Below are 26,070 nucleotides of genomic sequence, written 5' to 3' on the forward strand. Positions count from 1 at the left end.
CTGTCAGGCGAGGCCTCAGCTCTTGACGTCGCCGATCTTCGGCGCGGGCTCGTACTGGTAGTTGGCCGGACCGAAGTTGTCCTTCACGGCCTTCTCCCAGGAGCCGTCGGAGACCATGGCCTCCAGCGCGTCGTTGATCTTCGCCTTGAGGTCGCTGCCCTTCTTGACGCCGATGCCGTAGTTCTCGTTGGTCAGCTTGAAGCCGCCGAGCTTGAACTTGCCCTTGAACTGATCCTGGGCGGCGTAGCCGGCGAGGATGGAGTCGTCGGTGGTCAGCGCGTCGACGGCACCGTTCTGCAGGCCGGGCAGGCAGGCGGAGTACGTCGGGTACGGCTGGAGCTGCGCCTTGGGCGCCAGCTTGTCCTTGACGTTCTGCGCCGAGGTCGAGCCGGTGACCGAGCACAGCTTGGCGTCGTTCAGGTCCTCCGGCGACTTGATCGAGTCGTCGTCGGCACGGATCAGCACGTCCTGGTGGGCGAGCAGGTACGGGCCGGCGAAGTCGACCTTCGCCTCGCGCTCCGGGGTGATCGAGTAGGTGGCGGCGATGAAGTCGACGTCGCCGCGCTGCAGCATGGTCTCGCGGTCGGCGCTCTTCGACTCCTTCCACTCGATCTGCTTCTCGTCGTAGCCGAGCTTCTTGGCGACGTACGTGGCGACGTCCACGTCGAAGCCCGCGTAGCCCTGCGGGGTCTTCTGGCCCAGGCCCGGCTGGTCGAACTTGATGCCGATGGTGATCTTCTTCTTGTCGCCGCCCGACGACCCCGAGCCGTTGGAGTCGCCGCCGTCACCATCGCCACAGGCGGTCGCGGTCAGGGCGAGGGCGAACACGGCGGCCGAGGCGGCGGTGACCTTGCGGAGGTTCATGGTGCACATCCTTATGACTGGTGAAGTGATGCGGTCCGGTCGAATGTCCGGTGACGCAAGTCGTCAGGGCGCGGGGTGCGCCGTCAGTGGTGAAGGATCTTCGACAGGAAGTCCTTGGCGCGGTCGCTGCGCGGATTGCTGAAGAACTGTTCCGGCGCGGCCTGTTCGACGATGCGGCCGTCGGCCATGAACACCACGCGGTTCGCTGCCGAACGGGCGAACCCCATCTCATGGGTGACGACGATCATGGTCATGCCGTCGCGGGCGAGCTGCTGCATGACCTCCAGAACCTCGTTGATCATCTCCGGGTCGAGAGCCGACGTCGGCTCGTCGAAGAGCATGACCTTGGGCTCCATCGCCAGGGCCCGTGCGATGGCGACACGCTGCTGCTGGCCACCGGAGAGCTGCGCGGGGTACTTCTCGGCCTGCGCGCCCACGCCGACCCGGTCGAGCAGGGCGCGGGCCCGCTCCTCGGCGGCCTTCTTGTCCTTCTTGCGAACCTTGACCTGGCCCAGCGTCACGTTCTCGAGCACGGTCTTGTGCGCGAAGAGGTTGAAGGACTGGAAGACCATCCCCACGTCGGCCCGCAGCCGGGCGAGCTCCTTGCCCTCGTCGGGCAGGGGCTTGCCGTCGATCGCGATCGACCCGGAGTCGATCGTCTCCAGACGGTTGATGGTGCGGCACAGGGTGGACTTCCCGGACCCGGAAGGCCCGATGACCACGACGACTTCGCCACGAGTGATCGTCAGGTCGATGTCCTGGAGTACGTGCAACGCGCCGAAGTGCTTGTTGACGCTCTTCAGGACGACCAGATCGCCGGTCGCGGCCACATCTTCCTTGGCCACCGCTACTTCGGTCATCGCTCTCAGGCTCCGTCCTCCTCGGTTTCGGAGGACAGTAGTAACCCTTCAGGCCTGCGTCATTACATCTGAGGGGAATCTGAGCATCACGATCCGATAGCAATCGGACACATGTCGTAGCACTTGTGAGCAGGGCGCATTTCGGCCGGGTAACGGTACGAAAGCGCAACCGGAATCCTCTTGACGCCGTCGTCGTCCATCGGCGTCACTGCAAGGTGCATGCGCGCGTCCATGCGTTTTGTACCCGGGAAGATCGTACGGCCGATGAACGGAAAGGGGACCCGGTGAGACTGCTCCTGGTCGAGGACGACAACCACGTCGCCGCCGCCCTGTCGGCGGTGCTGGCCCGGCACGGGTTCGACGTCACCCACGCGCGCAGCGGCGAGGAGGCCCTCCAGGCGCTCGTCCCCGAGGGCAACGGCTTCGGCGTCGTCCTGCTCGACCTGGGCCTGCCCGACCAGGACGGCTACGAGGTCTGCGGCAGGATCCGCAAGCGCACCAGCACACCGGTGATCATGGTCACTGCCCGCTCCGACGTGCGCTCCCGCATCCACGGCCTCAACCTCGGCGCCGACGACTACGTGGTCAAGCCGTACGACACGGGGGAGCTGCTGGCCCGGATCCACGCCGTCAGCCGGCGCACCGTCCACGAGGAGACCACCGGCGCCGCCGAGGCCGAGCTGCGCCTGGGCCCGGTGCGCATAGAGCTGCCGACCCGCCAGGTCAGCGTGAACGGCTCGGTCGTCCAGCTCACCCGCAAGGAGTTCGACCTGCTGGCCCTGCTCGCCCAGCGGCCGGGGGTCGTCTTCCGCCGGGAGCAGATCATCAGCGAGGTGTGGCGCACCAGCTGGGAGGGGACCGGCCGCACCCTGGAGGTGCACGTCGCCTCCTTGCGCGCCAAGCTGCGCATGCCGGCCCTCATCGAGACGGTACGCGGAGTCGGCTACCGGCTCGTCGCGCCCGCGGCCTAGCGGGGCCGGGTGCACACACGTCTGCTTCCGCTGCTCATCGTCCTGATGGCGGCCGTCCTCCTCGCGCTCGGCGTCCCGCTCGCCGTGAGCCTGGCCGGCGCGCAGCAGCAGAAGGTCGTCGTCGACCGGATCGACGACACGGCGCGCTTCGCGGCCCTCGCCCAGTTCGTCACCGAGCCGTCCGACCCGGCCACCGGGGACATCAACGAGCGCCAGGAGACGCTCCGCAACGAACTGCGCAGCTACTACGAGGTCTACGGCATCCGCGCCGGTGTGTTCTACCGCAACGACTCGTCCATGGCGCACGCCCCGGACAACTGGCTCCTCCCGCGGTCGGGCGAGGTGCGGGGCGCCTTCCAGGAGGCCCTGCTCAGCCGCCGCAGCCACGACCCCGAGCAGGTGTGGCCCTGGCAGCGGCACAGCCTCGTGGTGGCCTCACCGGTCATCCGGGACGGTGATGTCGTCGCGGTCGTCGTCACCGACTCGCCGACCGGGCCCATGCGCTCCCGCATCCTGCAGGGCTGGCTGGTCATCGGCGCGGGCGAGGCCGCGGCCATGCTGCTGGCCGTCGGCGCGGCCCTGCGCCTGACCGGCTGGGTGCTCAGACCAGTGCGGGTGCTGGACGCCACCACCCACGACATCGCCACCGGGCGGCTGAAGTCCCGGGTCGCCGTGGCGGGCGGCCCCCCGGAGCTCAGACGCCTCGCCCGGTCGTTCAACGAGATGGCGGACCATGTCGAAAGCGTGCTGGAGCAGCAGCGCGCCTTCGTCGCCGACGCCTCCCACCAACTGCGCAACCCGCTCTCGGCGCTGCTGCTGCGCATCGAACTGCTGGCCCTCGAGCTGCCCGAGGGCAATGAGGAGATCGCCTCGGTCCAGGCCGAGGGCAAGCGCCTGGCACAGGTCCTGGACGACCTGCTCGACCTGGCGCTCGCCGAGCACAGCGAGGCCCAGCTCCAGGTCACCGACATCGGCGCGCTGACCGGCGAGCGCGTCGCGGCCTGGGCTCCCACCGCCGAGGCCAAGGGGGTCCGCCTGGTCGGGAACTGCCCGCCGACCACGGCATGGGCCGACCCGGTCGCGCTCTCCAGCGCGCTGGACGCGATCATCGACAACGCGGTGAAGTTCACGCCCGGGGGCGAGAGCGTCGAGGTGGCCGTCACCTCCAACGGCGACACCTCCACCGTCGTCGTCACCGACAACGGCCCGGGCCTGACCGACGAGGAACTCACCCGTATCGGCGACCGCTTCTGGCGCAGCGGCCGGCACCAGAACATCAAGGGCTCCGGTCTGGGCCTGTCCATCTCCCGGGCGCTGCTCGCGGCGGGCGGCGGCTCCCTCGCCTACGACCGCCACGAGCCGCACGGGCTGAGGGTGACGGTGACGGTACCGAGGAACGCCCCCACGAGTGAGACGGCGGCTCAGGGCTTGACGGACCGGTAGTAGCGGCGGGCGCCCTCGTGCAGCCGGAGCGGGTCCGTGTAGATGGCGGTGCGTACGTCGACCAGCTGCGCGGAGTGGACGTCCGCCCCGATGCGGTCCCGGCTCTTGAGCACCACGCGGGTCAGCCACTCGGTGAGCCGGGGATCCGCGTCCGCCCTGGTGATCAGGAGGTTGGACACCGCCATCGTCGGGACGGCCGCGCCGGACTGGCTGCCGGGATAGGCCGACTCCGGCATGTTGGTGGCCCGGTAGTAGCGCGCGGCACCGCCCTGCTTGTGCAGCTCGGCGACGAGGTCGGCGCCGATCGGGACGAACCGCAGAGTGGAATCCTCGGCGAGCGTCTTCAGGCCGTCCGTGGGCAGTCCACCCGACCAGAAGAACGCGTCCAGCCCCCGTCCCAGCCGCCCCGGCCCGGTGTCGATACCGTCCGAGGAGGGCCTGATGTCCGTCTCCGGGTCGATGCCGGCCGCCCTGAGCACCCGGTTGGCGATGAGCCGGACCCCCGACTTGGGCGACCCTATGGCGACCCGCTTGCCCCGCAGGTCCGCGACGGAGCGGATGCCGGAGTCGGGCGGGACCACGAGCTGCACGTAGTCGTCGTACAGGCGTGCCACCCCGCGCAGCCGGTCGGCGCCCGACAGGCCGCTCAGCCGGTACGTCTCCACCGCGTCGGCCGCGGCGATCGCGAAGTCGGCCTGCCCGGTCGCCACGCGCCGTACGTTCTCCTGCGAGCCGTCACTCGTCTCCAGCCGGACCTCGAGGTCGGGCATGTGCGTGCCGAGCGAGGTGCGCAGGAGTTCGCCGTACTTCTGGTAGACCCCCGGGCGCGTTCCCGTGCTCAGCGTGATCGTCCCGCCGGGCGGCTCTTCGCTCCAGGGCGCCAGCCACCACAGCAGCAGCCCGAGCGCCACGAAGCCGGCGACCGCGCCCCGCAGGGCCCGGCGCCCGCCGATCCGGGACAGCGCGTGGGACATGCGCGCGATCCTGCCAGCCCGGAGCCCCGCTGACCAGGGCGGGGCTCACAGCCCGGACCCGTGCGCGGGCCCAAGGGTGTCCGAGGCGGCCGCTACAGTCGCCGCATGAGTCCTTCGCCCGCCGACCTGGTCCGTGAGTTCCACCGCGCCTTCGGGCTGGACGTCCGCGACACCCCGTCCGAGGTCTCGCCGGATCTGGCCGCCCACCGCGGCGAACTGCTGGCCGAGGAGGCCGCGGAGGTCGCCGAGGTGTCGGTGGAGGGCCCGCTCGACCGGCTCGCCCACGAACTGGCCGACGTCGTCTACGTCGCGTACGGCACGGCACTCGTCCACGGAATCGACCTCGACGCGGTCATCGCCGAGATCCACCGCTCCAACATGACCAAGCTGGGCCCGGACGGACAGATCAGCCGCCGCGCCGACGGCAAGGTCCTCAAGGGCGGGCACTACGAGGCCCCGGACGTGTCGGCGGTCCTGCGGCGACAGGGCTGGGCGCCGCGCGGGGAGGACTGAGCGACTGAGCGGCACCGCCCGGTCGTACGGTCGATTCCGTGTGCGCCGGGAATTCCCGGCGCACACGGAGGAAACCCGGCGGCTCGCTCGCGTCCCCGTGGGCACGACACCCGTGGTCCGCTCGTTTCCCGCGGTGCCCGACCGGATCCGGCGACGTCTCTCCTTCGCCCGGTGGCGGAGTTTCCCGGCCCGCTCCGGGCCGCCGAGGAAATGATCGAGAACTCCCGGCGACCCGGATCACCGTCGTACCCGTCCGCCGACGGTGCCCGCGCCCCGTCACGCCCCCGGCTCCGCCCACCGCGTACCGCCCGGCCGTGCGGGGCCGGCGCACGTCCCGGGAACGCCGGACCCGGGAGCACGGCCTCGACGGCGGAGGCCGTCCGCGGCACCGCCTACCCTTAGGGCATGAGCAGCATCGACCGGAGCCAGTCAGTGGGCGGCACGCGCACCTATGAAGTACGCACCTACGGGTGCCAGATGAACGTCCACGACTCCGAGCGGTTGGCCGGGCTGCTGGAGGACGCGGGCTACGTCCGCGCCCCCGAGGGCTCCGACGGCGACGCGGACGTCGTCGTCTTCAACACCTGCGCCGTGCGCGAGAACGCCGACAACAAGCTGTACGGCAACCTGGGACACCTCGCCCCCAAGAAGGCGCGGCGCCCCGGCATGCAGATCGCGGTCGGCGGCTGCCTGGCCCAGAAGGACCGCGACACGATCGTGAAGCGCGCGCCCTGGGTCGACGTGGTCTTCGGTACGCACAACATCGGCAAGCTGCCCGTCCTCCTGGAGCGCGCCCGCGTCCAGGAGGAGGCACAGGTCGAGATCGCCGAGTCGCTGGAGGCCTTCCCCTCCACGCTGCCGACCCGCCGCGAGAGCGCGTACGCGGCCTGGGTGTCGATCTCCGTCGGCTGCAACAACACCTGCACCTTCTGCATCGTCCCCGCGCTCCGCGGCAAGGAGAAGGACCGGCGCCCCGGCGACATCCTCGCCGAGATCGAGGCCCTGGTCGCCGAGGGTGTCTCGGAGATCACCCTGCTCGGCCAGAACGTGAACGCCTACGGTTCCGACATCGGCGACCGCGAGGCGTTCAGCAAGCTGCTGCGGGCCTGCGGGAGGATCGACGGCCTGGAGCGCGTCCGCTTCACCTCGCCGCACCCGCGCGACTTCACCGACGACGTCATCGCCGCCATGGCCGAGACGCCGAACGTGATGCCGCAGCTGCACATGCCCCTCCAGTCCGGCTCGGACGCGGTCCTGAAGGCGATGCGCCGCTCCTACCGGCAGGAGCGCTACCTCGGCATCATCGAGAAGGTCCGCGCCGCCATCCCGCACGCGGCGATCAGCACCGACATCATCGTGGGCTTCCCCGGTGAGACCGAGGAGGACTTCGAGCAGACCCTGCACGTCGTCCGCGAGGCCCGCTTCGCGCAGGCGTTCACCTTCCAGTACTCCAAGCGCCCGGGCACCCCGGCCGCCGAGATGGACGGCCAGATCCCCAAGAAGGTCGTCCAGGAGCGGTACGAGCGGCTCGTCGCCCTCCAGGAGGAGATCTCCTGGGAGGAGAACAAGAAGCAGGTGGGGCGCACCCTGGAGCTGATGGTCGCCGAGGGCGAGGGCCGCAAGGACGACACCACCCACCGTCTCTCCGGCCGTGCCCCCGACAACCGTCTGGTGCACTTCACCAAGCCGGAGCAGGAGGTCCGCCCCGGCGACGTGGTCACCGTCGAGATCACCTATGCCGCCCCGCACCACCTGCTCGCCGAGGGACCCGTGCGGGACGTGCGCCGCACCCGCGCGGGTGACGCCTGGGAGAAGCGGAACGCCGCCGAGGCCGCCAAGCCGGCGGGCGTCATGCTCGGCCTGCCCAAAGTGGGCGTGCCCGAGCCGCTGCCGGCGGTCACCGGGGGCTGCGCCGTCGACTGACCGGTCCGCGACGAGGGGGCGGACGCACGGCTCGGCGGGCCGTCGTGACGGAGTCGGACGCCGGGCTCCGGCCGGTCGCACGCGCCGGGGGCACGCGCGAGGAGGCGCGTCGCGGACGGTACGGCGTGCACGCACGGAGTCGGTCAGTGCTTCGCCGAGCGCTGCCGGAACGGCGCCCCTGAGGCGGGGGCGCCGTTCCGGGCCGCCGCAGTAGGCTGCCGATCATGCTAGTCGCCGCCGCAGTCTGCCCCTGTCCGCCGCTGCTCGTTCCCGAGGTCGCCGCGGGTGCCGCCGCCGAGCTGGACGCCGCGCGCACCGCGTGCACGGACGCGCTGGGCGTGCTCGCCGCCGCCCGGCCCGACCGGCTCGTGGTGGTCGGACCGGCGGCGGCCGCCGGCCCCGAGAGCTACCCGGAGGGCACCCCGGGGTCCTTTCGCGGCTTCGGCGTCGACCTGGACGTACGGCTGGGTCCGGACAGGGGCGGGCCGGCCGGGCCGGAACTCCCCTACGGACTCGCCGTGGGCGCATGGCTGCTGGGCAGGGCCGGGTGGGCGGACGCCCCCGTCGAGGGGCTGGGAGTGGGGGAACCCCTGACGGCCGAGCGGTGCGTCGAAGAGGGAGGGGCGATCGCCACGCGAGCGGAGCGGGTGGCGATGCTGGTGCTGGGCGACGCCAGCGCCTGCCGCACCCTCAAGGCGCCGGGCTACCTCGACGAGCGTGCGGCCCCCTTCGACGCGGAGATCGCGCGCGCGTTGGGCGCTGCCGACACCGCGGCCCTGCGCGCGCTGGACACCGGCCTGGCACGCGAGCTGAAGGCGTCCGGCCGTGCCCCCTGGCAGGTCCTCGCGGGCGCCGCGGCCGGAAACCCGGACCTGGAGGGGGCGCTGCTCTACGAGGACGCCCCGTACGGGGTGGGCTACATCGTGGCCACCTGGTCGTAGGAACCGGCCGGGCCGGATCCGGCCGGAGCAACGGCGGACGGCCGTGGAGCCCTCGAGGTGCTCCACGGCCGTCCGGCGTCGTACCGCTCAGGAGGCGGGCGGTGGTCCGGCCGGCGGCGTCGTGTCGCCCTTTCCCGGACCGGGGTCGTTCTTGTGCGCGAGTCGGTCCATGGCGCTCTTGGCCTTTCCCGTGCCCGTCTGGATCCTGTCGCGGTACTTGCCCTTGGTCCGCTCGTCGACGGCCCGCGCGGCCTTGTCCAGACCGTGCTGGATCTTGCCCCCGTGCTGGTGCGCGAGGTCGGAGACCTTGCCCTTGGCCGGGTCGAGTTTGGTCCTCAGATTGTTCAGGAGACCCATGATGCACCTTCCCTCGCGGGCGTCTACGTGCGGGCGCCCTTGTCGGCCTCGCTGCCGACGGCCTCGGAGGACTGCTGCTTCGGGATCTCGACGCCGTCGGTGCCGGTGACCCCGTCGGCCTCCTGCACCGCCGGCCCGTCGGTCTTCGGCGTCTCGGCCGATGCCTTCGACTGCGCGGTCCCGGCCGTGTCCTCCGTCTGCGGCCCGGCTGCCGTCCGGCCGTCCCGGGCCTCGTCGGTCCGCGTCTCCTCCGTGGCCTTCGACCTCCGAAAAATCCGTGCAAAAACGCCCATATCCACTCCATACGTTACTCGTGCGAGCGACATTCCGCGTGACCCGGTGGGCCCGTTCGCGTGACCCGGGGTCGCCGCCGCCGTGCTCCGGCGGCAGGAGACTCGCAACGGGCAACGACCCCGTGACGGCCGCGTCACGTAACTCGTTCGAGAGCGGGCCGAGAGGTTTGGGAGACTGGATCGGTGAGCAGCGCACCCCTCGCCCCCCGCGTCATCGCCGTCGTCGGTCCCACTGCGGCCGGAAAGTCCGATCTGGGCGTTTTCCTGGCCCGGAAGCTGGGCGGTGAAGTCGTCAACGCGGACTCCATGCAGCTCTACCGGGGGATGGACATCGGCACCGCCAAACTGACGCCCGAGGAGCGGGGCGGCGTTCCGCACCATCTGCTGGACGTCTGGGACGTGACCGTCACCGCGTCCGTCGCCGAGTACCAGCGCCTGGCGAGGGCCCGGATCGACGCGCTGCTCGCCGAGGGGCGCTGGCCCGTCCTGGTCGGCGGCTCCGGCCTCTACGTCCGCGGAGCCATCGACAACCTGGAGTTCCCGGGCACCGACCCCGGGATCAGGGCCCGCCTGGAGGAGGAGCTCACCCTGCGCGGCCCGGGCGCGCTGCACGCGCGCCTCGCCGCCGCGGACCCCGAGGCCGCGCGGGCCATTCTGCCGAGCAACGGCCGCCGCATCGTCCGGGCACTCGAAGTGATCGAGATCACCGGCCGGCCCTTCACCGCCAACCTCCCCGGCCACGACTCGGTCTACGACACCCTCCAGATCGGCGTCGACGTGGCCCGGCCCGAGCTGGACGAGCGCATCGCCCGCCGGGTCGACCGGATGTGGGAGGCGGGTCTGGTGGAGGAGGTGCGCGCACTGGAGGCGCAGGGGTTGCGCGAAGGGCGTACGGCCTCGCGCGCGCTCGGCTACCAGCAGGTCCTCGCCGCGCTCGCCGGCGAGTGCACCCTGGAGGAGGCGCGGTCCGAGACCGTGCGTGCCACCAAGCGCTTCGCGCGCCGTCAGGATTCGTGGTTCAGGCGCGATCCCCGGGTGCACTGGTTGAGTGGGGCCGCGGCCGACCTCGGGGAACTTCCGCGGCTCGCGTTGTCGTTGGTCGAACGACCGGTTACAGCCTGATCACGTCATGGCATCGGGACGCCCAGGCCGTCATCGGGGCCTGTGACGCCGTGCCATCATCGAGCTTCGATCGACCAGTGGAGTCCAAGTTGGGAGGGCGCGTGGCGATGGAGGCCGGCCCTCGTGACACCGCACACGGCACCGAGCACCTCACCACCGAGCGGGGTGCGCCGGAGCAGGAGACCGACCGCCTCAGCCCCGACGGGCCCGAGGAGGTGCAGGGCGGTGTGACCGACGACGGCCCCGAGCCGGACCAGATGTTCACGGGCGGTGACGAGGTCGAGGTCGAGCTGCGCCCGCAGCGCCGACTGCGCATCTGGCAGCTCGCACCCATCGTCGGCCTGGCCGGGGTCGGTTCCCTGATGTTCGCCTTCCCCCTCGCCTTCGACTTCGGCGACAGCGGGGCCGTGATCGCCATGCTGGGCCTGCTGATCTGCTCCTGCTCGGCCGGGTGGGGAATGATGGCCGCCCGCCGGGTGGGCTACACCTGGCCGGGCCTGCCGGCCAGGGGATCCGGAGGCAGACCCGACTGGCGGGTCGTGGCCGGCTACGCCGTGATGGTCGCCGCGGTGGTGGCCCTGGCCGTCTGGCGGGTCGCCCGGCTCCGCTGACGCCCGGCCCGGTCGCCGGCGGGGAGGGCGCTGCCGCGCCCACCCCGTACGATCGAGGAATGAGCACGCGGATCGCCTTCCTCAAGGGGCACGGCACCGAGAACGACTTCGTGATCGTCCCGGACCCGGAGAACGCCCTCGACCTGTCCCCGGCCGCCGTCGCCGCCCTGTGCGACCGCCGTGCGGGCATCGGCGCCGACGGACTGCTGCACGTGGTGCGGTCCGAGGCGCACCCCGAGGGCCGGGCCATGGCGGACGAGGCCGAGTGGTTCATGGACTACCGCAACGGCGACGGCTCGATCGCCGAGATGTGCGGCAACGGGGTGCGTGTGTTCGCGCGCTATCTCCAGCGCGCCGGACATGTGGCCGAGGGGGATCTCGCGGTCGCCACACGCGGAGGCGTGAAGACCGTGCACATCGCCAAGGACGGTGACGTCACCGTCGGCATGGGCAAGGCGCTGCTTCCCGAGGGCGACGTCACGGTGAGCGTCGGCGAGCGCAGCTGGCCCGCGCGGAACGTGAACATGGGCAACCCGCACGCGGTGGCCTTCGTGGACGACCTCGCCCACGCCGGCGACCTGCTCGCCCCGCCCCCCGTCAGTCCGGCCTCCGCCTACCCGGACGGCGTGAACGTCGAGTTCGTGGTCGACCGCGGCCCGCGGCACGTGGCGCTGCGGGTGCACGAGCGCGGTGCCGGCGAAACCCGTTCGTGCGGCACGGGCGCCTGCGCGGTCGCCGTGGCCACCGCCCGCCGGGACGGCGTCGACCCGAGCGTCACCGGCACCCCGGCCACGTACACCGTGGACGTGCCCGGCGGCACCCTGGTGATCACCGAACGGCCCGACGGCGGGATCGAGATGACCGGCCCCGCGGTGATCGTCGCCGAGGGGGAGATCGAAGCGGAGTGGCTGGAAAACGCCCTCCGTTGAGCGGGGCGGCGGACCGGTGCCCCGGCCCCGGGCCGGTCGGACGCGGACATAAGTGGGTGCGGGACCGTATCTCTCTTCGAGACCACGGTGGACCGTCGACCGGGTGGCGTGAAACCGCCCCGGGAAGGGCCTTCGCTCGAAGGAGTGATCCGTTTCACGCTCGACGGGAGGCGGTCGGTCGCACCGGGTCGGGCTGGGTAGCATCAAGCACCGGCCCGGACGGGGGAGGCGCACGCCGCCTCCCGAGCCCGAGTCCGCCCTGGGGCGCGCCGTCCACCGGTCCACGCAGCCGGAGGTGCCCATGAACGCGGAGGCCGCCAACCCTGCGACCCCGGGCTCCGTGACGTCTGGTCACGCCACACCCGCGGGGTCGCGCAGAAAGGCCCGGCCCCGGATCGACCTGCGCCGACTGGGACGCGCGGCGCTGCTCGGCCCCGCCACCCGCGACCGGCTCCCCGACGCCATCGGCCACGTGGTCGACGCCCACCGCGCGCACCACCCCGACGCCGACCTCGAGCCCCTGCGCCGCGCCTACCTCCTGGCCGAGTCCTCCCACCGCGGCCAGATGCGCAAGAGCGGCGAGCCGTACATCACCCACCCGCTCGCCGTGACCCTGATCCTCGCCGAACTCGGCGCGGAGACCACGACCCTGACGGCCTCCCTGCTCCACGACACCGTGGAGGACACGGACGTGACGCTCGACCAGGTGCGGGAGCAGTTCGGCGAGGAGGTCCGCTACCTCGTCGACGGCGTCACCAAGCTGGAGAAGGTCGACTACGGCGCCGCCGCCGAACCCGAGACCTTCCGCAAGATGCTCGTCGCCACCGGCAGCGACGTCCGCGTGATGTCGATCAAACTCGCGGACCGCCTGCACAACATGCGCACCCTCGGAGTGATGCGCCCCGAGAAACAGGAGCGCATCGCCAAGGTGACCCGGGACGTCCTGATCCCCCTCGCCGAACGCCTCGGTGTCCAGGCGCTCAAGACGGAACTGGAGGACCTGGTCTTCGCGATCCTCCACCCCGGGGAGTACGAGCGCACACGGGAGCTGGTCGTCCGCAACGCCGCCCGTGCGGACGACCCGCTCGCCGAGGTCGCCGAGGACGTGCGCAAGGTGCTCCGCGAGGCCGACATCGCCGCCGAAGTCCTCATCCGCCCCCGCCACCTCGTCTCCGTCCACCGCGTGTCCCGCAAACGCGGGCGGCTGCGCGGCGTCGACTTCGGCCGCCTGCTGGTGCTGGTGAACGAGGACGCCGACTGCTACGGCGTCCTCGGCGAGCTGCACACCTGCATGACGCCCGTGGTGTCGGAGTTCAAGGACTTCATCGCCGTACCGAAGTTCAACCTGTACCAGTCGCTGCACACCGCCGTGGCACGCGAGGACCGCCAGGTCGTCGAAGTCCTCATCCGCACCCACCAGATGCACAAGGTCGCCGAGGCCGGAGTCGTCGCCCTCGGCAACCCCTACGCGGCCCCGTCGGAGGAACAGCCCGCGAGCGACGGCGAACGCGCCGACCCCACCCGGCCCGGCTGGCTCTCGCGGTTGCTGGACTGGCAGCGGGCCGCGCCCGACCCCGACACCTTCTGGTCCACCCTGCGCGAGGACCTCGCCCAGGACCGCGAGATCACCGTCTTCCGCCCCGACGGCGGCACGCTCGGCCTGCCCGAGGGGGCGACCTGCGTGGACGCCGCGTACGCGCAGTACGGTGAGGACGCCCACGCGTGCATCGGCGCCCGGGTCAACGGCCGTCTGGCGACGCTGAGCACCGTCCTGAAGGACGGCGACACCGTCCAGCTCCTCATGGGCCAGGACCCCGCCTCGGAGCCCTCCAGGGAGTGGCTGGAGCACGCCCACACCCCCGCGGCCCGCATCGCCATCCAGCGGTGGCTGGCCACCCATCCCGCGCAGGACGCCGCCCCCGCGGCGGAACCCGCGGCGGACGCGCGGCCGGCCGCCGGCGACCCCGCCGCTCCGCAGGCCCCCCAGGCGCCGGACACGGTCCCCGGCCGTCCCGCCGCCGCCCAGGTCCTGGTCGACCGGCCCGGCGCGGCCGTGCGGCTCGCCCGCTGCTGCACGCCCGTGCCGCCCGACGAGGTGACCGGCTTCGCCGTGCGCGGGGGAGCCGTCACCGTGCACCGGGTCGAGTGCGCCGCGGTCGCGCGCATGACGGGATCCGGGCGCGCGGAGGTCGGCGTGCGCTGGGGGGAGGGTGCCGAGTGCCGGGTCACGCTGGTCGCGGAATCGTTCGTCCGTCCCCACCTGCTCGCGGACCTCACCGAGGCCATGGCCCTCGAAGGCGCCGAGATCGTCTCCGCCACCGTCGAACCGCCGACCCGGCAGCAGGTGCGGCACACGTACACCGTGCAGCTGCCGGACGCCGCGGGGCTGCCCGCCCTCATGCGCGCGATGCGCAACGTGGCCGGCGTGTACGACGTGAGCCGGGCGCAGCCGCAGACGCCGGGCGCCTGACGCCTCCCGAGCGGGGGCGGGCCTCCCGTACATCCGGTGGCCGTCCCGGCCGCGGACAGCCGGTGCGACGCCTCGCCCGGCCGGTCGGGTGGGCCCGGAGCGCGCCGTCGCCGCAGCGCACGCGCGCTGACGGCCGCGGGGCCGCGCTGCTCACTCCACCCGGCCGGACTCCGCGGCCGGGCCCCGCGGTCAGGCACTTCGCGGTCGGGCCCCCACGTCCGCCGTCGGCGGGCGGCCACCGCGCTGCTCGCCTCCGCCCAGGCCGACGCCGCCCACCTGGTGCTCCCGTGCGACGACCACCCCTCCGACAAGGCGGTGTTCCCCCACCGGGACGACACGGCCACGACCGCCGACTCCGTCCGGCTCGCCTCCGCAGTCGCCGGACGCGACCCGGTCGGCTTCCCGGACCCCCGGCTCCACGGAGCCACGACCCCGACGGCGCCCGGACACCCGCAGGGGGAGCCCGCGCCGCGGGCCGTGACACCCGCCCACGGCCGGGCGCGCCCGTGCATCGACCGGGCGAGGACCGGGAATAACACGATGACGAGACGGGCCGTCCCGTGCGACCATCGTCAGGTCCGCACGGCGCGGGACACGGGAATCTCCCGGGGTACCCGTACGTTGAGGACAGTGACGGAAGGTTCCGGGGACAGGTCCCACCGACCGGACCCGGAGCCCGACGGGCAGCCGAAGCCCACTCCGTCGCCGCAGACGGCTTCCCATCGACGTAAGGACCCAATGACCTCCTCTTCTTCCCCTTCCCAGGACACCAAGCGCTTCGCGCACACCCACCCCGAGGGTCTTCGGGCCGATGCCCTGATGGAAGAGGACGTCGCCTGGAGCCTCGAGATCGACGGAGAGCGGGACGGCGACCAGTTCGACCGCTCCGAGCGCGCGGCCCTGCGCCGTGTCGCGGGACTCTCCACCGAGCTCGAGGACGTCACCGAGGTCGAGTACCGGCAGCTCCGCCTGGAGCGGGTCGTACTCGTCGGCGTGTGGACCTCGGGAACCGTGCAGGACGCGGAGAACTCCCTCGCGGAACTCGCCGCCCTCGCGGAGACGGCCGGCGCCCTCGTGCTCGACGGCGTGATCCAGCGCCGCGACAAGCCCGACGCGGCGACCTACATCGGCTCCGGCAAGGCCGAGGAGCTGCGCGACATCGTGCTCGAGACGGGCGCGGACACCGTCATCTGCGACGGTGAGCTCAGCCCGGGCCAGCTGATCCACCTCGAGGACGTCGTCAAGGTCAAGGTCATCGACCGTACGGCCCTGATCCTGGACATCTTCGCCCAGCACGCCAAGTCCCGAGAGGGCAAGGCGCAGGTCTCGCTCGCGCAGATGCAGTACATGCTGCCGCGGCTGCGCGGCTGGGGTCAGTCGCTGTCCCGGCAGATGGGCGGCGGCAAGGGCGGCGGCCTCGCCACCCGCGGTCCCGGTGAGACCAAGATCGAGACCGACCGGCGCCGGATCCGCGAGAAGATGGCGAAGATGCGCCGCGAGATCGCGGAGATGAAGACCGGCCGTGAGGTCAAGCGCCAGGAGCGCAAGCGCAACAAGGTGCCGTCCGTGGCCATCGCGGGCTACACCAACGCGGGCAAGTCCTCGCTGCTCAACCGCCTCACCGGCGCGGGTGTACTGGTCGAGAACGCCCTGTTCGCGACCCTCGACCCGACCGTGCGCCGGGCCGAGACCCCGAGCGGACGGCTGTACACGCTGGCCGACACGGTCGGATTCGTCCGGCACCTGCCGCACCACCTGGTCGAGGCCTTCCGCTCCACGATGGAGGAGGTCGGCGACTCCGACCTGATCCTGCACGTGGTGGACGGTTCGCACCCGAACCCGGAGGAGCAGCTGGCCGCGGTGCGCGAGGTGATCCGGGACGTCGGCGCCACCGACGTGCCCGAGATCGTCGTGATCAACAAGGCCGACGCGGCCGACCCGCTCACCCTCCAGCGACTGCTGCGGGTGGAGAAGCGGTCCCTCGCCGTCTCGGCCCGCACCGGCCAGAACATCGAGCAGCTGCTCGCGTACATCGACGCCGAGCTGCCCCGCCCCTCGGTGGAGATCGAGGCGCTGGTGCCGTACACCCACGGCAAGCTGGTCGCCCGTGCCCACGACGAGGGCGAGGTGATCTCCGAGGAGCACACCCCGGAGGGCACCCTGCTCAAGGCGCGGGTGCACGAGGAACTGGCGGCGGAACTCGCGCCGTACGTTCCGGCGGCGGCCGGCTGACCCTTCACCCGGTGCGAAGGCCCGCCCCCCGCTCACGGCGGGGGGCGGGCCTTCGGCGCGTCCGGATCACCGGCCGCCGCAGGTCTCGCTCATGTTGCGGTAGAGCGCCTCCGCGTCCTTGCCCAGCAGCGGGCCCGCCAGCCAGGTGTTGTCGAGCGGGCCGATCGAGGTGCTGGAGACCAGCACGGTCTCGCCGTCGACCACGCGGCCCCAGCCACCGCCGGACGAACCGCCGGTCATGGTGCGGCCGATGCGGTGCATCGTCGGCAGGTTCGGGCCGAGCGAGAACCGGCCCGGGGCGTCGAGGCACTTGAACATCCGCGGACTGTCGTAGGGCGGCGCGGCCGGGGAGCCCCAGGCACCCATCATGCCCGCCTCGGCCGCCGAGGGGGCGGAGAAGTCCACGTCGAGCGCGGCGCCGACCGTCTCCTCCAGGGACTCGGCCCCCTGCTCCGGCTTCACGTGCGGCACGGCGTAGTCGTACGCCGCTCCGTCACCGCCGCTCTTCGAGCCGCCCCGGGTCCAGCCGCCCGAGGTCGAGGCCCAGTCCGCCCACCAGTTGCTTCAGGGCGCGATCTCGGAGGCGCCCGCGTCGGTCAGGTCCGCCTCGGACCTGCCGAGGTCGTCGGAGGCCGGGACGAAGACGATGTCGCGGTACCAGCCGCCGTCGCCGTCGGCGTGCACGCGGTGCCCGGCCGCCCACACGAGGTCGGGCTCGCCCGGGTGGTTCACGTCCTTGGCGACCGTGCCGGAACAGACGCTCGGACCTTGGGGGGAGTCGAAGAAGACCTTGCCGACCGGGGCCGCGTTGTCGTGGTGGGGCGTCCTCTCGGCCTCCGCCCGGACCGGGGCCGGCTCCGGGCCGCTGACCCCCTGGGCCGCCTTCGCTTCCCTGGTCGAGACGGCTTGTCGGCCTCCTCGGCGGAGCGCGTCCGCTCCGGCTTCCACAGGCCCTCGATCACCGGGTTGACGAAGTCCCCGGCCTCACTGAGCCACTTGTCCTCGTCCCAGTCCTGCCACGCGCCGCCCTTCCGCCGGTCGACGCCAACCCCGTGCTCCTTGAGCCTGTCCGCGGTGTCGGACGGGATGCCGATCCCGCCTCGCCGCTGCCGTCGGAGGCCTGCGAGGCGGTGGCGTCGGGCTTGCCGCTCGCGGTGTCCTCCCCGTAACCACCGCACGCGGTCGCGGTGAGCACCAGGACGGTGAGGAGCCCGGTGGCGGCGAGGACGGTGCGCCGCCCTCGCCCGGGCGGTGCGGACGGGCGCGTGGAACGCATGGTGCGACGGCCCCCGTCGAAGCGGACGAACGTGGTGCCGCACGTGAGCGCGTGCGGTGGTGCCGGCGGTCCGGTGCCCCGCGGCGTCCCTTCCCGCGGGCCCGGCGGCCCGCGGGAAGGGACGGGCCGGTCACTGCCCGGCGAACTTCTCGCTGACCGCGTCGTACACGCCCTTGGCCTCCTCACCCAGCCGCGGACCGGCCAGCCAGCCCGATGTCACCGGGCCGATCGAGGTGTTGGACACCAGGGCCGGCTTGCCGTCCGAACCCGTCGCGACCCAGCCACCGCCGGACGAGCCGGCGGTCATGCTGCACCCGATGCGGTACATCGTCGGGTCGGACGCGGCGAGGGACAGCCGGCCCGGGCGGTCCTGGCAGCGGTACAGCGTCTGGCCGTCGTACGGCGGAGCGGCCGGGTAACCGATCGCCGTCATCTCCTTCATCTGCGGCACGGCCGGGGCCTTGAAGTCCACCGGCAGTGCCGAACCGACCGTCTCCTCCAGCGACTTGCCGCCACTGCCCTTCTCCGGCGTCACATGGATGACGGCGAAGTCGTACGCGGCGCCGTCACCGCCCGTCGAGCCGCCCTGCTCGATCCACTGGTCCGACGTCTGCGCCCAGTCACCCCACCAGATGCCGTACGGAGCGATCTCCTCCTGGGTGGCGCTCTCGAGCTCCTTGGCCGACTTGCCCCCGTCGTTGTACGACGGCACGAAGGCGATGTTGCGGTACCAGCCGCCCTTCTTGCCGGCGTGCACGCAGTGGCCGGCCGTCCAGACCATGTTGGACTTGCCGGGGTTGGCCGGGTCCTGCACCACCGTCGCGGAGCAGACCATCGTGCCCTCGGGGGAGTCGAAGAAGACCTTTCCGGCCGTGGGGGCGTTGGCGTGGTACGACGGCGGAACGGCCTGCGCCTGCACCGGCTCCGGGGTCGGGTCCGTCACACCCTGGTCACCGGAGATGTCGCTCTCGTCGACTTCCTGCTCTGGTTCCTCGGCGTCCCGCATGCGGTCCGGGTCCCACAGGTCCTCGATGATCGGGTTGATGAACTCGTTGGCCTCGCGCAGCCAGTCGTCCTTGCTCCAGTCCTTCCACGCGCCGTCCCGCCACTTGTCGAGGTCGATCCCGTGCTCCTTGAGCCGGTCCTTGATGTCGTCCGGGATCTTGAGCTTGCCGTCGTCGGCGGCGGCGGTCGCGGAGGTGTCGGAGCCCGCGTCGGCGTCCCCCGAACCACAGGCGGTGGCGGTGAGCGCGAGCGCCGAGGCGAGCGCCACGGCGGCCAGGACGGGGGAGGTTCCGCGCCGCGCCCTCCCCTCTCGTCGAGCGGTGGACGACGGCCGTATGGATCGCATGATCTGACTCCCCCTGAGGTGGACGAACGTGGTGCTTCGACCGTGTTCGCACCTGAACCGACGCGCAGTTCACAGGCGCTCTCACGGCCTCCGGGAACGGCACCACACACTATGTGCTCGCCGTGGGGGACACCCGACGGAACGGCAACGGTTCCGTCACGGCAGGGATCTTGAGGCAACCCGTAACCCGGTGAGCGGTCCGGGGTTGGTAGCGGTGGGACCCGCCGTCCGCGCGGCGTGCCCGTGCCCGTGGTCGGCGGGAGCGCCGTGGAGGACGGAGGACGGTGGTGGAATTCACCTACGAGGGGCGGAAAGCGACCAGCCCGGCCGTCCGGGCCGCGGCGGGGGACACCACCGCGCGCGAGGGCGTCCCGCGCCGACAGCCCGCGCGGGAGCCCACGGCCCACACCTACGCCCGTGCCCTGCCGGTCGTCCCGGTGAGAGCGCGCGGAATGACCATCGAGGGCGCGGACGGACGGCGTTATCTCGACTGCCTCTCCGGCGGCGGAACGCTCGCGCTCGGGCACAACCACCCCGTGGTGCTCGAGGCGATCCGCAAGGTCATCGACTCGGGTGCGCCCCTTCACGTCCCCGATCTGGCGACCCCGGTGAAGGACGCCTTCGTCACCGAGCTGTTCCGCACACTGCCCCCGGGACTCGCCGACCGCGCACACGTGCGTTTCTGCGGACCGGCCGGCACCGACGCCGTGGCGACCGCCCTCCGGCTCGTACGCGCGGCGACCGGTCGCACCGGCGTCCTCGCGTTCACCGGCGCCCACCCTGCGCCGGCCGGCGGATCTCCGGATGCGACCCGCGCCGCACCCTCCGATGCGCAGACCACCCTGCTGCCCTATCCGCAGGACTACCGCTGCCCCTTCGGCATCGGAGGCGAGCGCGGAGCCGAACTGGCCGCCCGTTGGACCGAGACCGTCCTCGGCGGTCCTGCCACCGGCGTACCGCTTCCCGCCGGGATGATCCTCGAGCCCGTGCAGGGCGACGGCGGGGTGCTTCCGGCACCGGATGCCTGGCTGCGGCGCATACGGCGTCTGACGGCCGACCGGTCCGTCCCTCTGATCGTCGACGAGACTCTGACGGGGGTCGGACGGACCGGCGCCTTCTGGGCAGTGGAGCACAGCGGAGTCACGCCCGACGCGATGGTGCTGTCCGCGGCCATCGGGGGAAGCCTGCCGCTGACCGTCGTGGTCCACCGGGACGACCTCGACGACCGCGCCCCCGGTGCCGGGACCTTCCCCGGCAACCAGCTCGCCATGGCCGCGGGCACGGCGGTCCTCGGCCACGTCCGCGAGAACGGCCTCGCCGCACACGCGGCCGGGCTGGGCGCCCGCATGCTGGACCGGCTGCGGACACTCGCGGGTGAGCTCGCCTGTGTGGGGGAGGTACGCGGGCGGGGGCTGATGATCGGGATCGAGCTGGTGGATCCGGAGGGCGGGGACGACGGCAGCGACCGCGGCACCACCGGTCCGGGGCCGGCCGTGGCGCCGGACGGCACGGCCGGGGGCCGGCCCCGTCCCGCCGCGCCCGGACTCGCGGCCGCCGTACGGCGGGAGTGCCTGCGGCGTGGCCTGATCATCGACCTGAGCGGCCCCTGCGCGAGCGTCGTACGGCTGCTCCCGCCGCTGACGACCACCGATGAGCAGGCGGGCGTGGTGCTCGACCGACTTGCCGATGCGCTCCAGACGGCGGCGCGCGACCGCTTCGCCCACCGCCGGACGGAACAGCCCCGCCACCCGCACCACGCACCCCCTCGCCCCGCGGGCGGCACCGAGCCGCCGGGGTGACGTGACCGCGGCGCACGAGCGCCCCGGTACCCCTTCCCGGCGGACGCCCGGGCGGCGGATCCTCACGCACAGGGTGAGCACGACCGCCACCGTCCCCGGACCGAGACCGCATGACCACGCGCCATTCCCCGAGGATCCGCCGTGCACTCGACCCCCACTCCCGACGACCGCACCCCGGAACAGCCGTGCGGCCCGAGCACCGACGACACCCGGTCCGCTGCCGGGAGGACGAGTACCGCGGTACCGCGCCAGTGGAGGGAGCCGCCGCACGACGGGCGGCTCCCGGGCCCCGGCACGGATCCCCTGGAGCATCCCGACCCGCACAGGGCGGCCCGGGCCGCAGCGGTGGAGAACCTGCTGCGCTGCTGGGTCCGCGAGACCGGCCTGACCGCTCCCGACGGCGGGGTGCTGCGCATCCCCCTGCCGGCCAGCGGCACCGCCCTGCTCGTCCCTGTCCTGTACTGGTCGCCGACGGGCTGGCACCGCTTCGGCCCGCCCCGCCTGGGCCACGTCCCGGAGCCCGTCCCACCGGTCGACGCCGTCCTCCTCGCCGCCCTCCTGGGCAGGGAAAGCACCGGCATTCCGAAACCGGCTCCGACCGATCCGGCCGCCCTCGGCCCGACGGCCCACGACCCGGCTGCCGCTCCCGGGCCCCTCCTCCCCACCCCCGTCACCGGCCCCGAATCCGGGGGGCTCCCCCCGGCCTCCGCTCCCGAGGTCGGTGACGCCACCGACCTCGCCTCGTGCGTCGCCGACTCCCTCCGGCGCGTCGCCGCCTTCCTCACCGATCGGCGGAAGAATCCGGCAGACGTCCCCGACCTCTTCCTCGCCGCGGAACAGGCCCTCCTCCTCGGCCACCCGCTGCACCCGGCTCCGAAAAGCCGCGAGGGACTCTCCGACGCCGAGGCACGGCGGTACTCACCCGAGGTGCGCGGCTCCTTCCCCCTCCACTGGATGGCTGTGGCTCCCTCCCTGCTCGTCACCGACTCCGCCTGGACCGAGCGCGGACGCCGGATTCCCGCGCCCCGCCTCACCGCACGTCTCGCCGGACCCGGACTGCCGTTGCCGGACGGATACGCGGCTCTCCCCGTGCACCCCTGGCAACTGCGCGAGATCCGGCACCGTACCGGGACCGCCGCTCTGCTGGACGCCGGGCTGCTCCGCGACCTCGGCAGCCACGGCACCCCCTGGCACCCCACCTCCTCCGTACGCACCGTCCACCGGGCCGACGCCCCCGCGATGCTCAAGCTGTCGTTGGGCCTGCGCATCACCAACTCCCGCAGGGAGAACCTCCGCAAGGAACTCCACCGTGGTGTCGAGGTCCACCGTCTGCTGCGCACCGGACTGGCCCGGCAGTGGCGGGCCGTGCACCCGGGCTTCGACATCGTCCGCGATCCGGCCTGGCTCGCCGTGGACGGGCCGGCCGGCGATCCCGTGCCCGGGCTGGACGTCGTGATCCGGCACAACCCGTTCCGGCCCCACCACGACGTCGCCTGTGTCGCCGGACTGGTCTCGCCGCGCCCTTGCCCACGACCGGGCACAGGCGCCGGTCCCACGGCGCATGCCGCCGTCACCGACACCGCCCGGAACCGTGCGGGCACGCATGCCCCGGTCATGGGATCCCGACTGGCGGAACTCGTCACACGTCTCACCGCCCGCACGGGACGCTCTCGCGATGCCGTGGCCGCCGAGTGGTTCCTGCGGTACCTCGAGCACGTGGTGCGGCCCGTCCTGTGGCTCGACGGAGAGGCCGGCATCGCCCTGGAGGCGCATCAGCAGAACACCCTGCTTCTGCTGGACACCGACGGCTGGCCCGCGGGCGGGCGCTACCGGGACAACCAGGGCTACTACTTCCGTGAGTCCCGCCGCGCGGAACTCGACGCCCGACTGCCCGGTATCGGCGAACACAGCGACACCTTCGTCTCCGACGAGGTCACCGACGAACGGTTCGCGTACTACCTGGCCGTCAACAACGTGTTCGGCCTCGTCGGGGCCTTCGGCTCCCAACGCCTCGCCGACGAACGGCTGCTGCTCGCCGCCTTCCGCCGCTTTCTCACCGCGGTCTCCTCCGGCCCGGCACGCACCCGGAGCTCGCTGCCCGCCCGCCTGCTGGACTCGCCCGTCCTGCGGTGCAAGGCCAACATGCTGACCCGGCTGCACGGCCTCGACGAACTCGTCGGCCCGGTCGACACCCAGTCCGTCTACGTCACCATCGCCAACCCCCTGCACTCCTGATGGCCCACCCGTTCCCCCACACGACCGCCGCCGGCGGCACCGCGGCCCCCTCGGACGAGGCGGGCCTCCACGACCTCCACGACCTGCTCGACCGCATCGGCGACTGGGGCCCGGTCCGCACTCCCGCAGGCCTGTTCCGACTCGTCCCCGTATGCGTCGAACGCGACCTGCCGCTCCTCGCACGGTGGATGAACGACCCCGCCGTCGCCGCGTTCTGGGAGCTGTCCGGGCCGCCGGCCGTGACGGCGGACCACGTGCGGGCCCAACTCGCGGGTGACGGACGCAGTGTTCCGTGCGTCGGCGTGCTGGACGGTACGCCGATGAGCTACTGGGAGGTCTACCGGGCGGATCTCGACCCGTTGGCCCGCCACTACCCGGCCCGGCCCCATGACACCGGGCTCCACCTCCTCATCGGTGCTCTCGGCGACCGGGGGCGGGGTCTGGGCGGCACGCTGCTCAGAGCCGTCGCCGACCTCGCCCTCGACAGGCGCCCTGCCTGCACATGCGTCGTCGCGGAACCCGACCTTCGCAACATTCCCTCCGTCGCCGCCTTCCTGCGCGCCGGTTTCCGCTTCTCCGCCGAGCTCGACCTGCCCGGCAAGCGGGCCGCCCTCATGGTGCGGGACCGGTGCCTGCGTCATCTCCTGTAGCGCTCCGTCACCGCGCTCTCACATCTGGTACACCGCTCGCGCCGTCCCGGTTCCCCGCACCGCGGCAATTTCTTCCGCGCCGGTCCCGGACGCCGGGTGCCGGCGCCGATCACCGCGTCGGCGCCGGACCGCGACCGGTGGCCGCCGCCCCGATCCGAGGAGTCCCCGTCTTGATCGCACCCCCCGACCTCGCCGTGATCACTCGAATGTCAGCTCCGGGCCGTAGGGTGGTCGCGCTATGACGAAGCCCTCACTCCCCGAACTCCTGCATGCTGCCGTCACTGCCGTCGGCGGCACGGAGCGCCCCGGCCAGGTGGCCATGGCCGAGGCCGTCGCCGAGGCGATCGACGACGGCACCCACCTGCTGGTCCAGGCCGGCACCGGTACCGGAAAGTCGCTGGGCTACCTGGTGCCCGCGCTCGCGCACGGGGAGAGAGTCGTCGTGGCGACGGCCACCCTGGCCCTGCAGCGCCAGCTCGTGGAGCGCGATCTGCCGCGCACGGTCGAGGCGTTGCACCCCCTGCTGCGTCGCCGCCCCGAGTTCGCGATGCTCAAGGGCAGGTCCAACTACCTGTGTCTGCACCGTCTTCACGAGGGGGTGCCGCAGGACGAGGAGGAAGGCCTCTTCGACCAGTTCGAGGCGGCCGCGCCCACCAGCAAGCTGGGCCAGGACCTGCTGCGTCTGCGCGACTGGTCGGACGAGACGGAGACCGGCGACCGGGACGACCTCACGCCCGGAGTGTCCGACCGGGCCTGGTCCCAGGTGTCGGTGTCGTCGCGGGAGTGCCTGGGCGCCACGAAGTGCGCCTACGGCGCCGAGTGCTTCGCCGAGATGGCCCGTGAACGCGCCAAGCTGGCCGAGGTCGTCGTCACCAACCACGCCCTGCTCGCGATCGACGCCATCGAGGGCGCGCCGGTGCTCCCGCAGCACGAGGTGCTGATCGTCGACGAGGCCCATGAGCTGGTCTCCCGGGTCACCGGAGTCGCCACCGGGGAGCTCACCCCGGGGCAGGTCAACCGCGCGGTGCGCCGTGCCGCCAAGCTCGTCGACGAGAAGGCCGCCGACCAGCTCCAGACCGCCGCCGAAGGTTTCGAACGGCTGATGGAGCTGGCGCTTCCGGGTCGGCTGGAGGAGATTCCGGAGGACCTCGGGTACGCGCTCATGGCGCTGCGCGACGCCTGCCGGACAGTGATCTCCGCGATCGGGAACACCCGCGACAAGTCGGTCCAGGACGAGGACGCGGTCCGCAAGCAGGCGCTGGCCTCCGTGGAGAACGTCCACGAGGTGGCGGAGCGGATCACGAACGGCTCCGAGTGGGACGTCGTCTGGTACGAGCGCCATGACCGGTTCGGTGCCTCCCTGCGCGTCGCCCCCATGTCCGTCTCGGGTCTGCTGCGGGAAAAGCTCTTCGCCGACCGCTCCGTCACCCTGGCGTCCGCGACGCTGAAACTGGGGGGCGACTTCAACGGCGTGGGGGCCTCTCTGGGCCTCGGCCCCGAAGGAGTCGAAGGCGATGACCTTCCTCAGTGGAGGGGCATCGACGTCGGCTCGCCGTTCGACTACCCCAGACAGGGCATCCTGTACGTCGCCAGGCATCTGGCCCGCCCCGCCCGTGACGGTGATCGCGCGGACATGCTCGACGAGCTCACCGAGCTGATCCAGGCGGCGGGCGGCCGCACACTGGGGCTGTTCTCCTCGATGCGGGCCGCCCAGCTCGCCGCGGAGGAGCTGCGCTCCCGGATCCCCGAGTTCCCGATCCTTCTGCAGGGTGAGGAGACGCTCGGGGAACTGATCAAGAACTTCGCGGCAGACCCCAGGACCTGCCTCTTCGGCACGCTGTCGCTCTGGCAGGGCGTCGACGTCCCGGGTCCGAGCTGTCAGCTGGTCGTCATGGACAAGATCCCGTTCCCGCGCCCGGACGACCCCCTGATGAGCGCCCGGCAGAAGGCCGTGGAGGAGGCGGGCGGCAATGGCTTCATGGCGGTCGCCGCCACCCACGCGGCGCTGCTCATGGCGCAGGGAGCCGGCCGTCTCGTCCGTGCCTCGGGGGACCGGGGGGTGGTGGCCGTACTGGACCAGCGGCTGGCGACGGCCCGCTACGGCAGCTATCTCAAGGCCTCACTGCCCGACTTCTGGTACACCACGGACCGCAACCAGGTGAGGAAGTCGCTGGCCGCGATCGACGCGGCGGCGAAGCAGGCCGAAGCCGAGGTGGAGGCGTAGGGGAGCGGGGTGTGCCGCGGGTCCGTGGCACA

Annotated in this window: 20 protein-coding genes and 1 pseudogene; 14 read left to right on the top strand and 7 right to left on the bottom strand. The window is 72.4% G+C overall.

All coding sequences use genetic code 11. The features are described 5' to 3' along the window. Nucleotides 1-15: 15 nt before the first annotated feature. Both CP969_RS27735 and CP969_RS27740 read right to left on the bottom strand, forming a co-directional pair. Nucleotides 16-864 carry a glutamate ABC transporter substrate-binding protein gene (locus tag CP969_RS27735; protein ID WP_016824403.1) on the bottom strand — a complete coding sequence of 283 codons (849 nt, stop codon included), beginning with the start codon at nucleotides 862-864 and terminating at the stop codon, nucleotides 16-18. Between the two features lie 83 nt (nucleotides 865-947). After that, nucleotides 948-1,724, bottom strand: coding sequence for an amino acid ABC transporter ATP-binding protein (locus CP969_RS27740; protein ID WP_026084828.1), 777 nt, complete (start codon nucleotides 1,722-1,724; stop codon nucleotides 948-950). 284 nt (nucleotides 1,725-2,008) lie between these two features. On the opposite strand from CP969_RS27740, the gene CP969_RS27745 reads away from it, so the two are divergent. Then, nucleotides 2,009-2,695: a response regulator transcription factor gene (locus tag CP969_RS27745; protein WP_016824401.1), complete on the top strand. Its 687-nt coding sequence runs from the start codon at nucleotides 2,009-2,011 to the stop codon at nucleotides 2,693-2,695. Nucleotides 2,696-2,704: 9 nt separating this feature from the next. Then, nucleotides 2,705-4,138: a sensor histidine kinase gene (locus CP969_RS27750; protein ID WP_004982619.1), complete on the top strand. Its 1,434-nt coding sequence runs from the start codon at nucleotides 2,705-2,707 to the stop codon at nucleotides 4,136-4,138. Here CP969_RS27750 and CP969_RS27755 read toward each other — a convergent pair. Then, a complete protein-coding gene (locus CP969_RS27755; protein WP_004982618.1) occupies nucleotides 4,117-5,112 on the bottom strand; it encodes a TAXI family TRAP transporter solute-binding subunit in 996 nt (331 codons plus the stop codon). The genes CP969_RS27750 and CP969_RS27755 overlap by 22 nt on opposite strands. Before the next feature lie 105 nt (nucleotides 5,113-5,217). Between CP969_RS27755 and CP969_RS27760 the strand changes: the two genes are divergently transcribed. The 3 genes from CP969_RS27760 (at nucleotide 5,218) to CP969_RS27770 (ending at nucleotide 8,489) form a co-directional block, all read left to right on the top strand. Beyond that, the gene (locus tag CP969_RS27760) at nucleotides 5,218-5,625 is read left to right on the top strand and encodes a pyrophosphohydrolase domain-containing protein (protein ID WP_016824400.1); all 408 of its coding nucleotides are present in this window, start codon (nucleotides 5,218-5,220) and stop codon (nucleotides 5,623-5,625) included. 405 nt (nucleotides 5,626-6,030) lie between these two features. Continuing rightward, the gene (miaB, locus tag CP969_RS27765) at nucleotides 6,031-7,548 is read left to right on the top strand and encodes a tRNA (N6-isopentenyl adenosine(37)-C2)-methylthiotransferase MiaB (protein WP_004982616.1); all 1,518 of its coding nucleotides are present in this window, start codon (nucleotides 6,031-6,033) and stop codon (nucleotides 7,546-7,548) included. A 224-nt stretch (nucleotides 7,549-7,772) separates the two neighbouring features. Then, entirely contained in the window at nucleotides 7,773-8,489 is a 717-nt protein-coding gene (locus CP969_RS27770; RefSeq protein WP_016824398.1) for a class III extradiol dioxygenase subunit B-like domain-containing protein, read from the top strand. Nucleotides 8,490-8,576: 87 nt separating this feature from the next. Here CP969_RS27770 and CP969_RS27775 read toward each other — a convergent pair whose 3' ends face one another. After that, nucleotides 8,577-8,846: an antitoxin gene (locus CP969_RS27775; protein WP_016824397.1), complete on the bottom strand. Its 270-nt coding sequence runs from the start codon at nucleotides 8,844-8,846 to the stop codon at nucleotides 8,577-8,579. A gap of 23 nt (nucleotides 8,847-8,869) precedes the next feature. Further along, nucleotides 8,870-9,139: a hypothetical protein gene (locus CP969_RS27780; protein WP_016824396.1), complete on the bottom strand. Its 270-nt coding sequence runs from the start codon at nucleotides 9,137-9,139 to the stop codon at nucleotides 8,870-8,872. A 183-nt stretch (nucleotides 9,140-9,322) separates the two neighbouring features. On the opposite strand from CP969_RS27780, the gene miaA reads away from it, so the two are divergent. From miaA to hflX, 5 genes are all read left to right on the top strand, one after another. Continuing rightward, the gene (gene miaA / locus CP969_RS27785) at nucleotides 9,323-10,261 is read left to right on the top strand and encodes a tRNA (adenosine(37)-N6)-dimethylallyltransferase MiaA (protein WP_016824395.1); all 939 of its coding nucleotides are present in this window, start codon (nucleotides 9,323-9,325) and stop codon (nucleotides 10,259-10,261) included. A gap of 107 nt (nucleotides 10,262-10,368) precedes the next feature. Then, entirely contained in the window at nucleotides 10,369-10,872 is a 504-nt protein-coding gene (locus tag CP969_RS27790; protein WP_016824394.1) for a hypothetical protein, read from the top strand. A 59-nt stretch (nucleotides 10,873-10,931) separates the two neighbouring features. Next, complete coding sequence (gene dapF / locus CP969_RS27795; RefSeq protein ID WP_004982605.1) at nucleotides 10,932-11,801, top strand: diaminopimelate epimerase; 870 nt, start codon at nucleotides 10,932-10,934, stop codon at nucleotides 11,799-11,801. Nucleotides 11,802-12,102: 301 nt separating this feature from the next. Beyond that, the gene (locus CP969_RS27800; protein WP_016824393.1) at nucleotides 12,103-14,271 is read left to right on the top strand and encodes a RelA/SpoT family protein; all 2,169 of its coding nucleotides are present in this window, start codon (nucleotides 12,103-12,105) and stop codon (nucleotides 14,269-14,271) included. 738 nt (nucleotides 14,272-15,009) lie between these two features. Continuing rightward, nucleotides 15,010-16,503 carry a GTPase HflX gene (hflX, locus tag CP969_RS27805; protein ID WP_016824392.1) on the top strand — a complete coding sequence of 498 codons (1,494 nt, stop codon included), beginning with the start codon at nucleotides 15,010-15,012 and terminating at the stop codon, nucleotides 16,501-16,503. Nucleotides 16,504-16,569: 66 nt separating this feature from the next. Here the strand turns inward: hflX and CP969_RS27810 are convergent. Further along, nucleotides 16,570-17,779: pseudogene (locus tag CP969_RS27810) on the bottom strand (hypothetical protein). Between the two features lie 130 nt (nucleotides 17,780-17,909). Further along, nucleotides 17,910-19,130, bottom strand: a complete 1,221-nt coding sequence (locus CP969_RS27815; RefSeq protein WP_026084825.1) for a trypsin-like serine peptidase — start codon at nucleotides 19,128-19,130, stop codon at nucleotides 17,910-17,912. Between the two features lie 284 nt (nucleotides 19,131-19,414). Between CP969_RS27815 and CP969_RS27820 the strand changes: the two genes are divergently transcribed. The 4 genes from CP969_RS27820 (at nucleotide 19,415) to CP969_RS27835 (ending at nucleotide 26,038) form a co-directional block, all read left to right on the top strand. After that, complete coding sequence (locus CP969_RS27820; RefSeq protein ID WP_016824390.1) at nucleotides 19,415-20,929, top strand: aminotransferase class III-fold pyridoxal phosphate-dependent enzyme; 1,515 nt, start codon at nucleotides 19,415-19,417, stop codon at nucleotides 20,927-20,929. Nucleotides 20,930-21,070: 141 nt separating this feature from the next. Next, nucleotides 21,071-23,164 carry an IucA/IucC family protein gene (locus CP969_RS27825; RefSeq protein WP_016824389.1) on the top strand — a complete coding sequence of 698 codons (2,094 nt, stop codon included), beginning with the start codon at nucleotides 21,071-21,073 and terminating at the stop codon, nucleotides 23,162-23,164. Beyond that, complete coding sequence (locus tag CP969_RS27830) at nucleotides 23,059-23,814, top strand: GNAT family N-acetyltransferase (protein ID WP_039830841.1); 756 nt, start codon at nucleotides 23,059-23,061, stop codon at nucleotides 23,812-23,814. The genes CP969_RS27825 and CP969_RS27830 overlap by 106 nt, the downstream gene beginning before the upstream one ends. Nucleotides 23,815-24,052: 238 nt before the next feature. Beyond that, on the top strand, nucleotides 24,053-26,038 hold the full coding sequence (locus tag CP969_RS27835) for an ATP-dependent DNA helicase (protein ID WP_004982588.1): 1,986 nt from the start codon (nucleotides 24,053-24,055) through the stop codon (nucleotides 26,036-26,038). Nucleotides 26,039-26,070 lie beyond the last annotated feature (32 nt).

The organism is Streptomyces viridosporus T7A, from assembly GCF_008704515.1.
Taxonomy (GTDB): Bacteria; Actinomycetota; Actinomycetes; order Streptomycetales; family Streptomycetaceae; genus Streptomyces; species Streptomyces viridosporus.

What these genes read in the sequence shown, in the direction of transcription:
- CP969_RS27775 (WP_016824397.1), bottom strand. Translation starts at nt 8,846, where the DNA reads ATGGGTCTCCTGAACAATCTGAGGACCAAACTCGACCCGGCCAAGGGC.
- CP969_RS27760 (WP_016824400.1), top strand. Translation starts at nt 5,218, where the DNA reads ATGAGTCCTTCGCCCGCCGACCTGGTCCGTGAGTTCCACCGCGCCTTC.
- CP969_RS27755 (WP_004982618.1), bottom strand. Translation starts at nt 5,112, where the DNA reads ATGTCCCACGCGCTGTCCCGGATCGGCGGGCGCCGGGCCCTGCGGGGC.
- CP969_RS27740 (WP_026084828.1), bottom strand. Translation starts at nt 1,724, where the DNA reads ATGACCGAAGTAGCGGTGGCCAAGGAAGATGTGGCCGCGACCGGCGAT.
- CP969_RS27800 (WP_016824393.1), top strand. Translation starts at nt 12,103, where the DNA reads ATGAACGCGGAGGCCGCCAACCCTGCGACCCCGGGCTCCGTGACGTCT.
- CP969_RS27815 (WP_026084825.1), bottom strand. Translation starts at nt 19,130, where the DNA reads ATGCGATCCATACGGCCGTCGTCCACCGCTCGACGAGAGGGGAGGGCG.
- miaB (WP_004982616.1), top strand. Translation starts at nt 6,031, where the DNA reads ATGAGCAGCATCGACCGGAGCCAGTCAGTGGGCGGCACGCGCACCTAT.
- CP969_RS27780 (WP_016824396.1), bottom strand. Translation starts at nt 9,139, where the DNA reads ATGGGCGTTTTTGCACGGATTTTTCGGAGGTCGAAGGCCACGGAGGAG.
- dapF (WP_004982605.1), top strand. Translation starts at nt 10,932, where the DNA reads ATGAGCACGCGGATCGCCTTCCTCAAGGGGCACGGCACCGAGAACGAC.
- CP969_RS27735 (WP_016824403.1), bottom strand. Translation starts at nt 864, where the DNA reads ATGAACCTCCGCAAGGTCACCGCCGCCTCGGCCGCCGTGTTCGCCCTC.
- CP969_RS27835 (WP_004982588.1), top strand. Translation starts at nt 24,053, where the DNA reads ATGACGAAGCCCTCACTCCCCGAACTCCTGCATGCTGCCGTCACTGCC.
- CP969_RS27770 (WP_016824398.1), top strand. Translation starts at nt 7,773, where the DNA reads ATGCTAGTCGCCGCCGCAGTCTGCCCCTGTCCGCCGCTGCTCGTTCCC.
- CP969_RS27790 (WP_016824394.1), top strand. Translation starts at nt 10,369, where the DNA reads ATGGAGGCCGGCCCTCGTGACACCGCACACGGCACCGAGCACCTCACC.
- hflX (WP_016824392.1), top strand. Translation starts at nt 15,010, where the DNA reads ATGACCTCCTCTTCTTCCCCTTCCCAGGACACCAAGCGCTTCGCGCAC.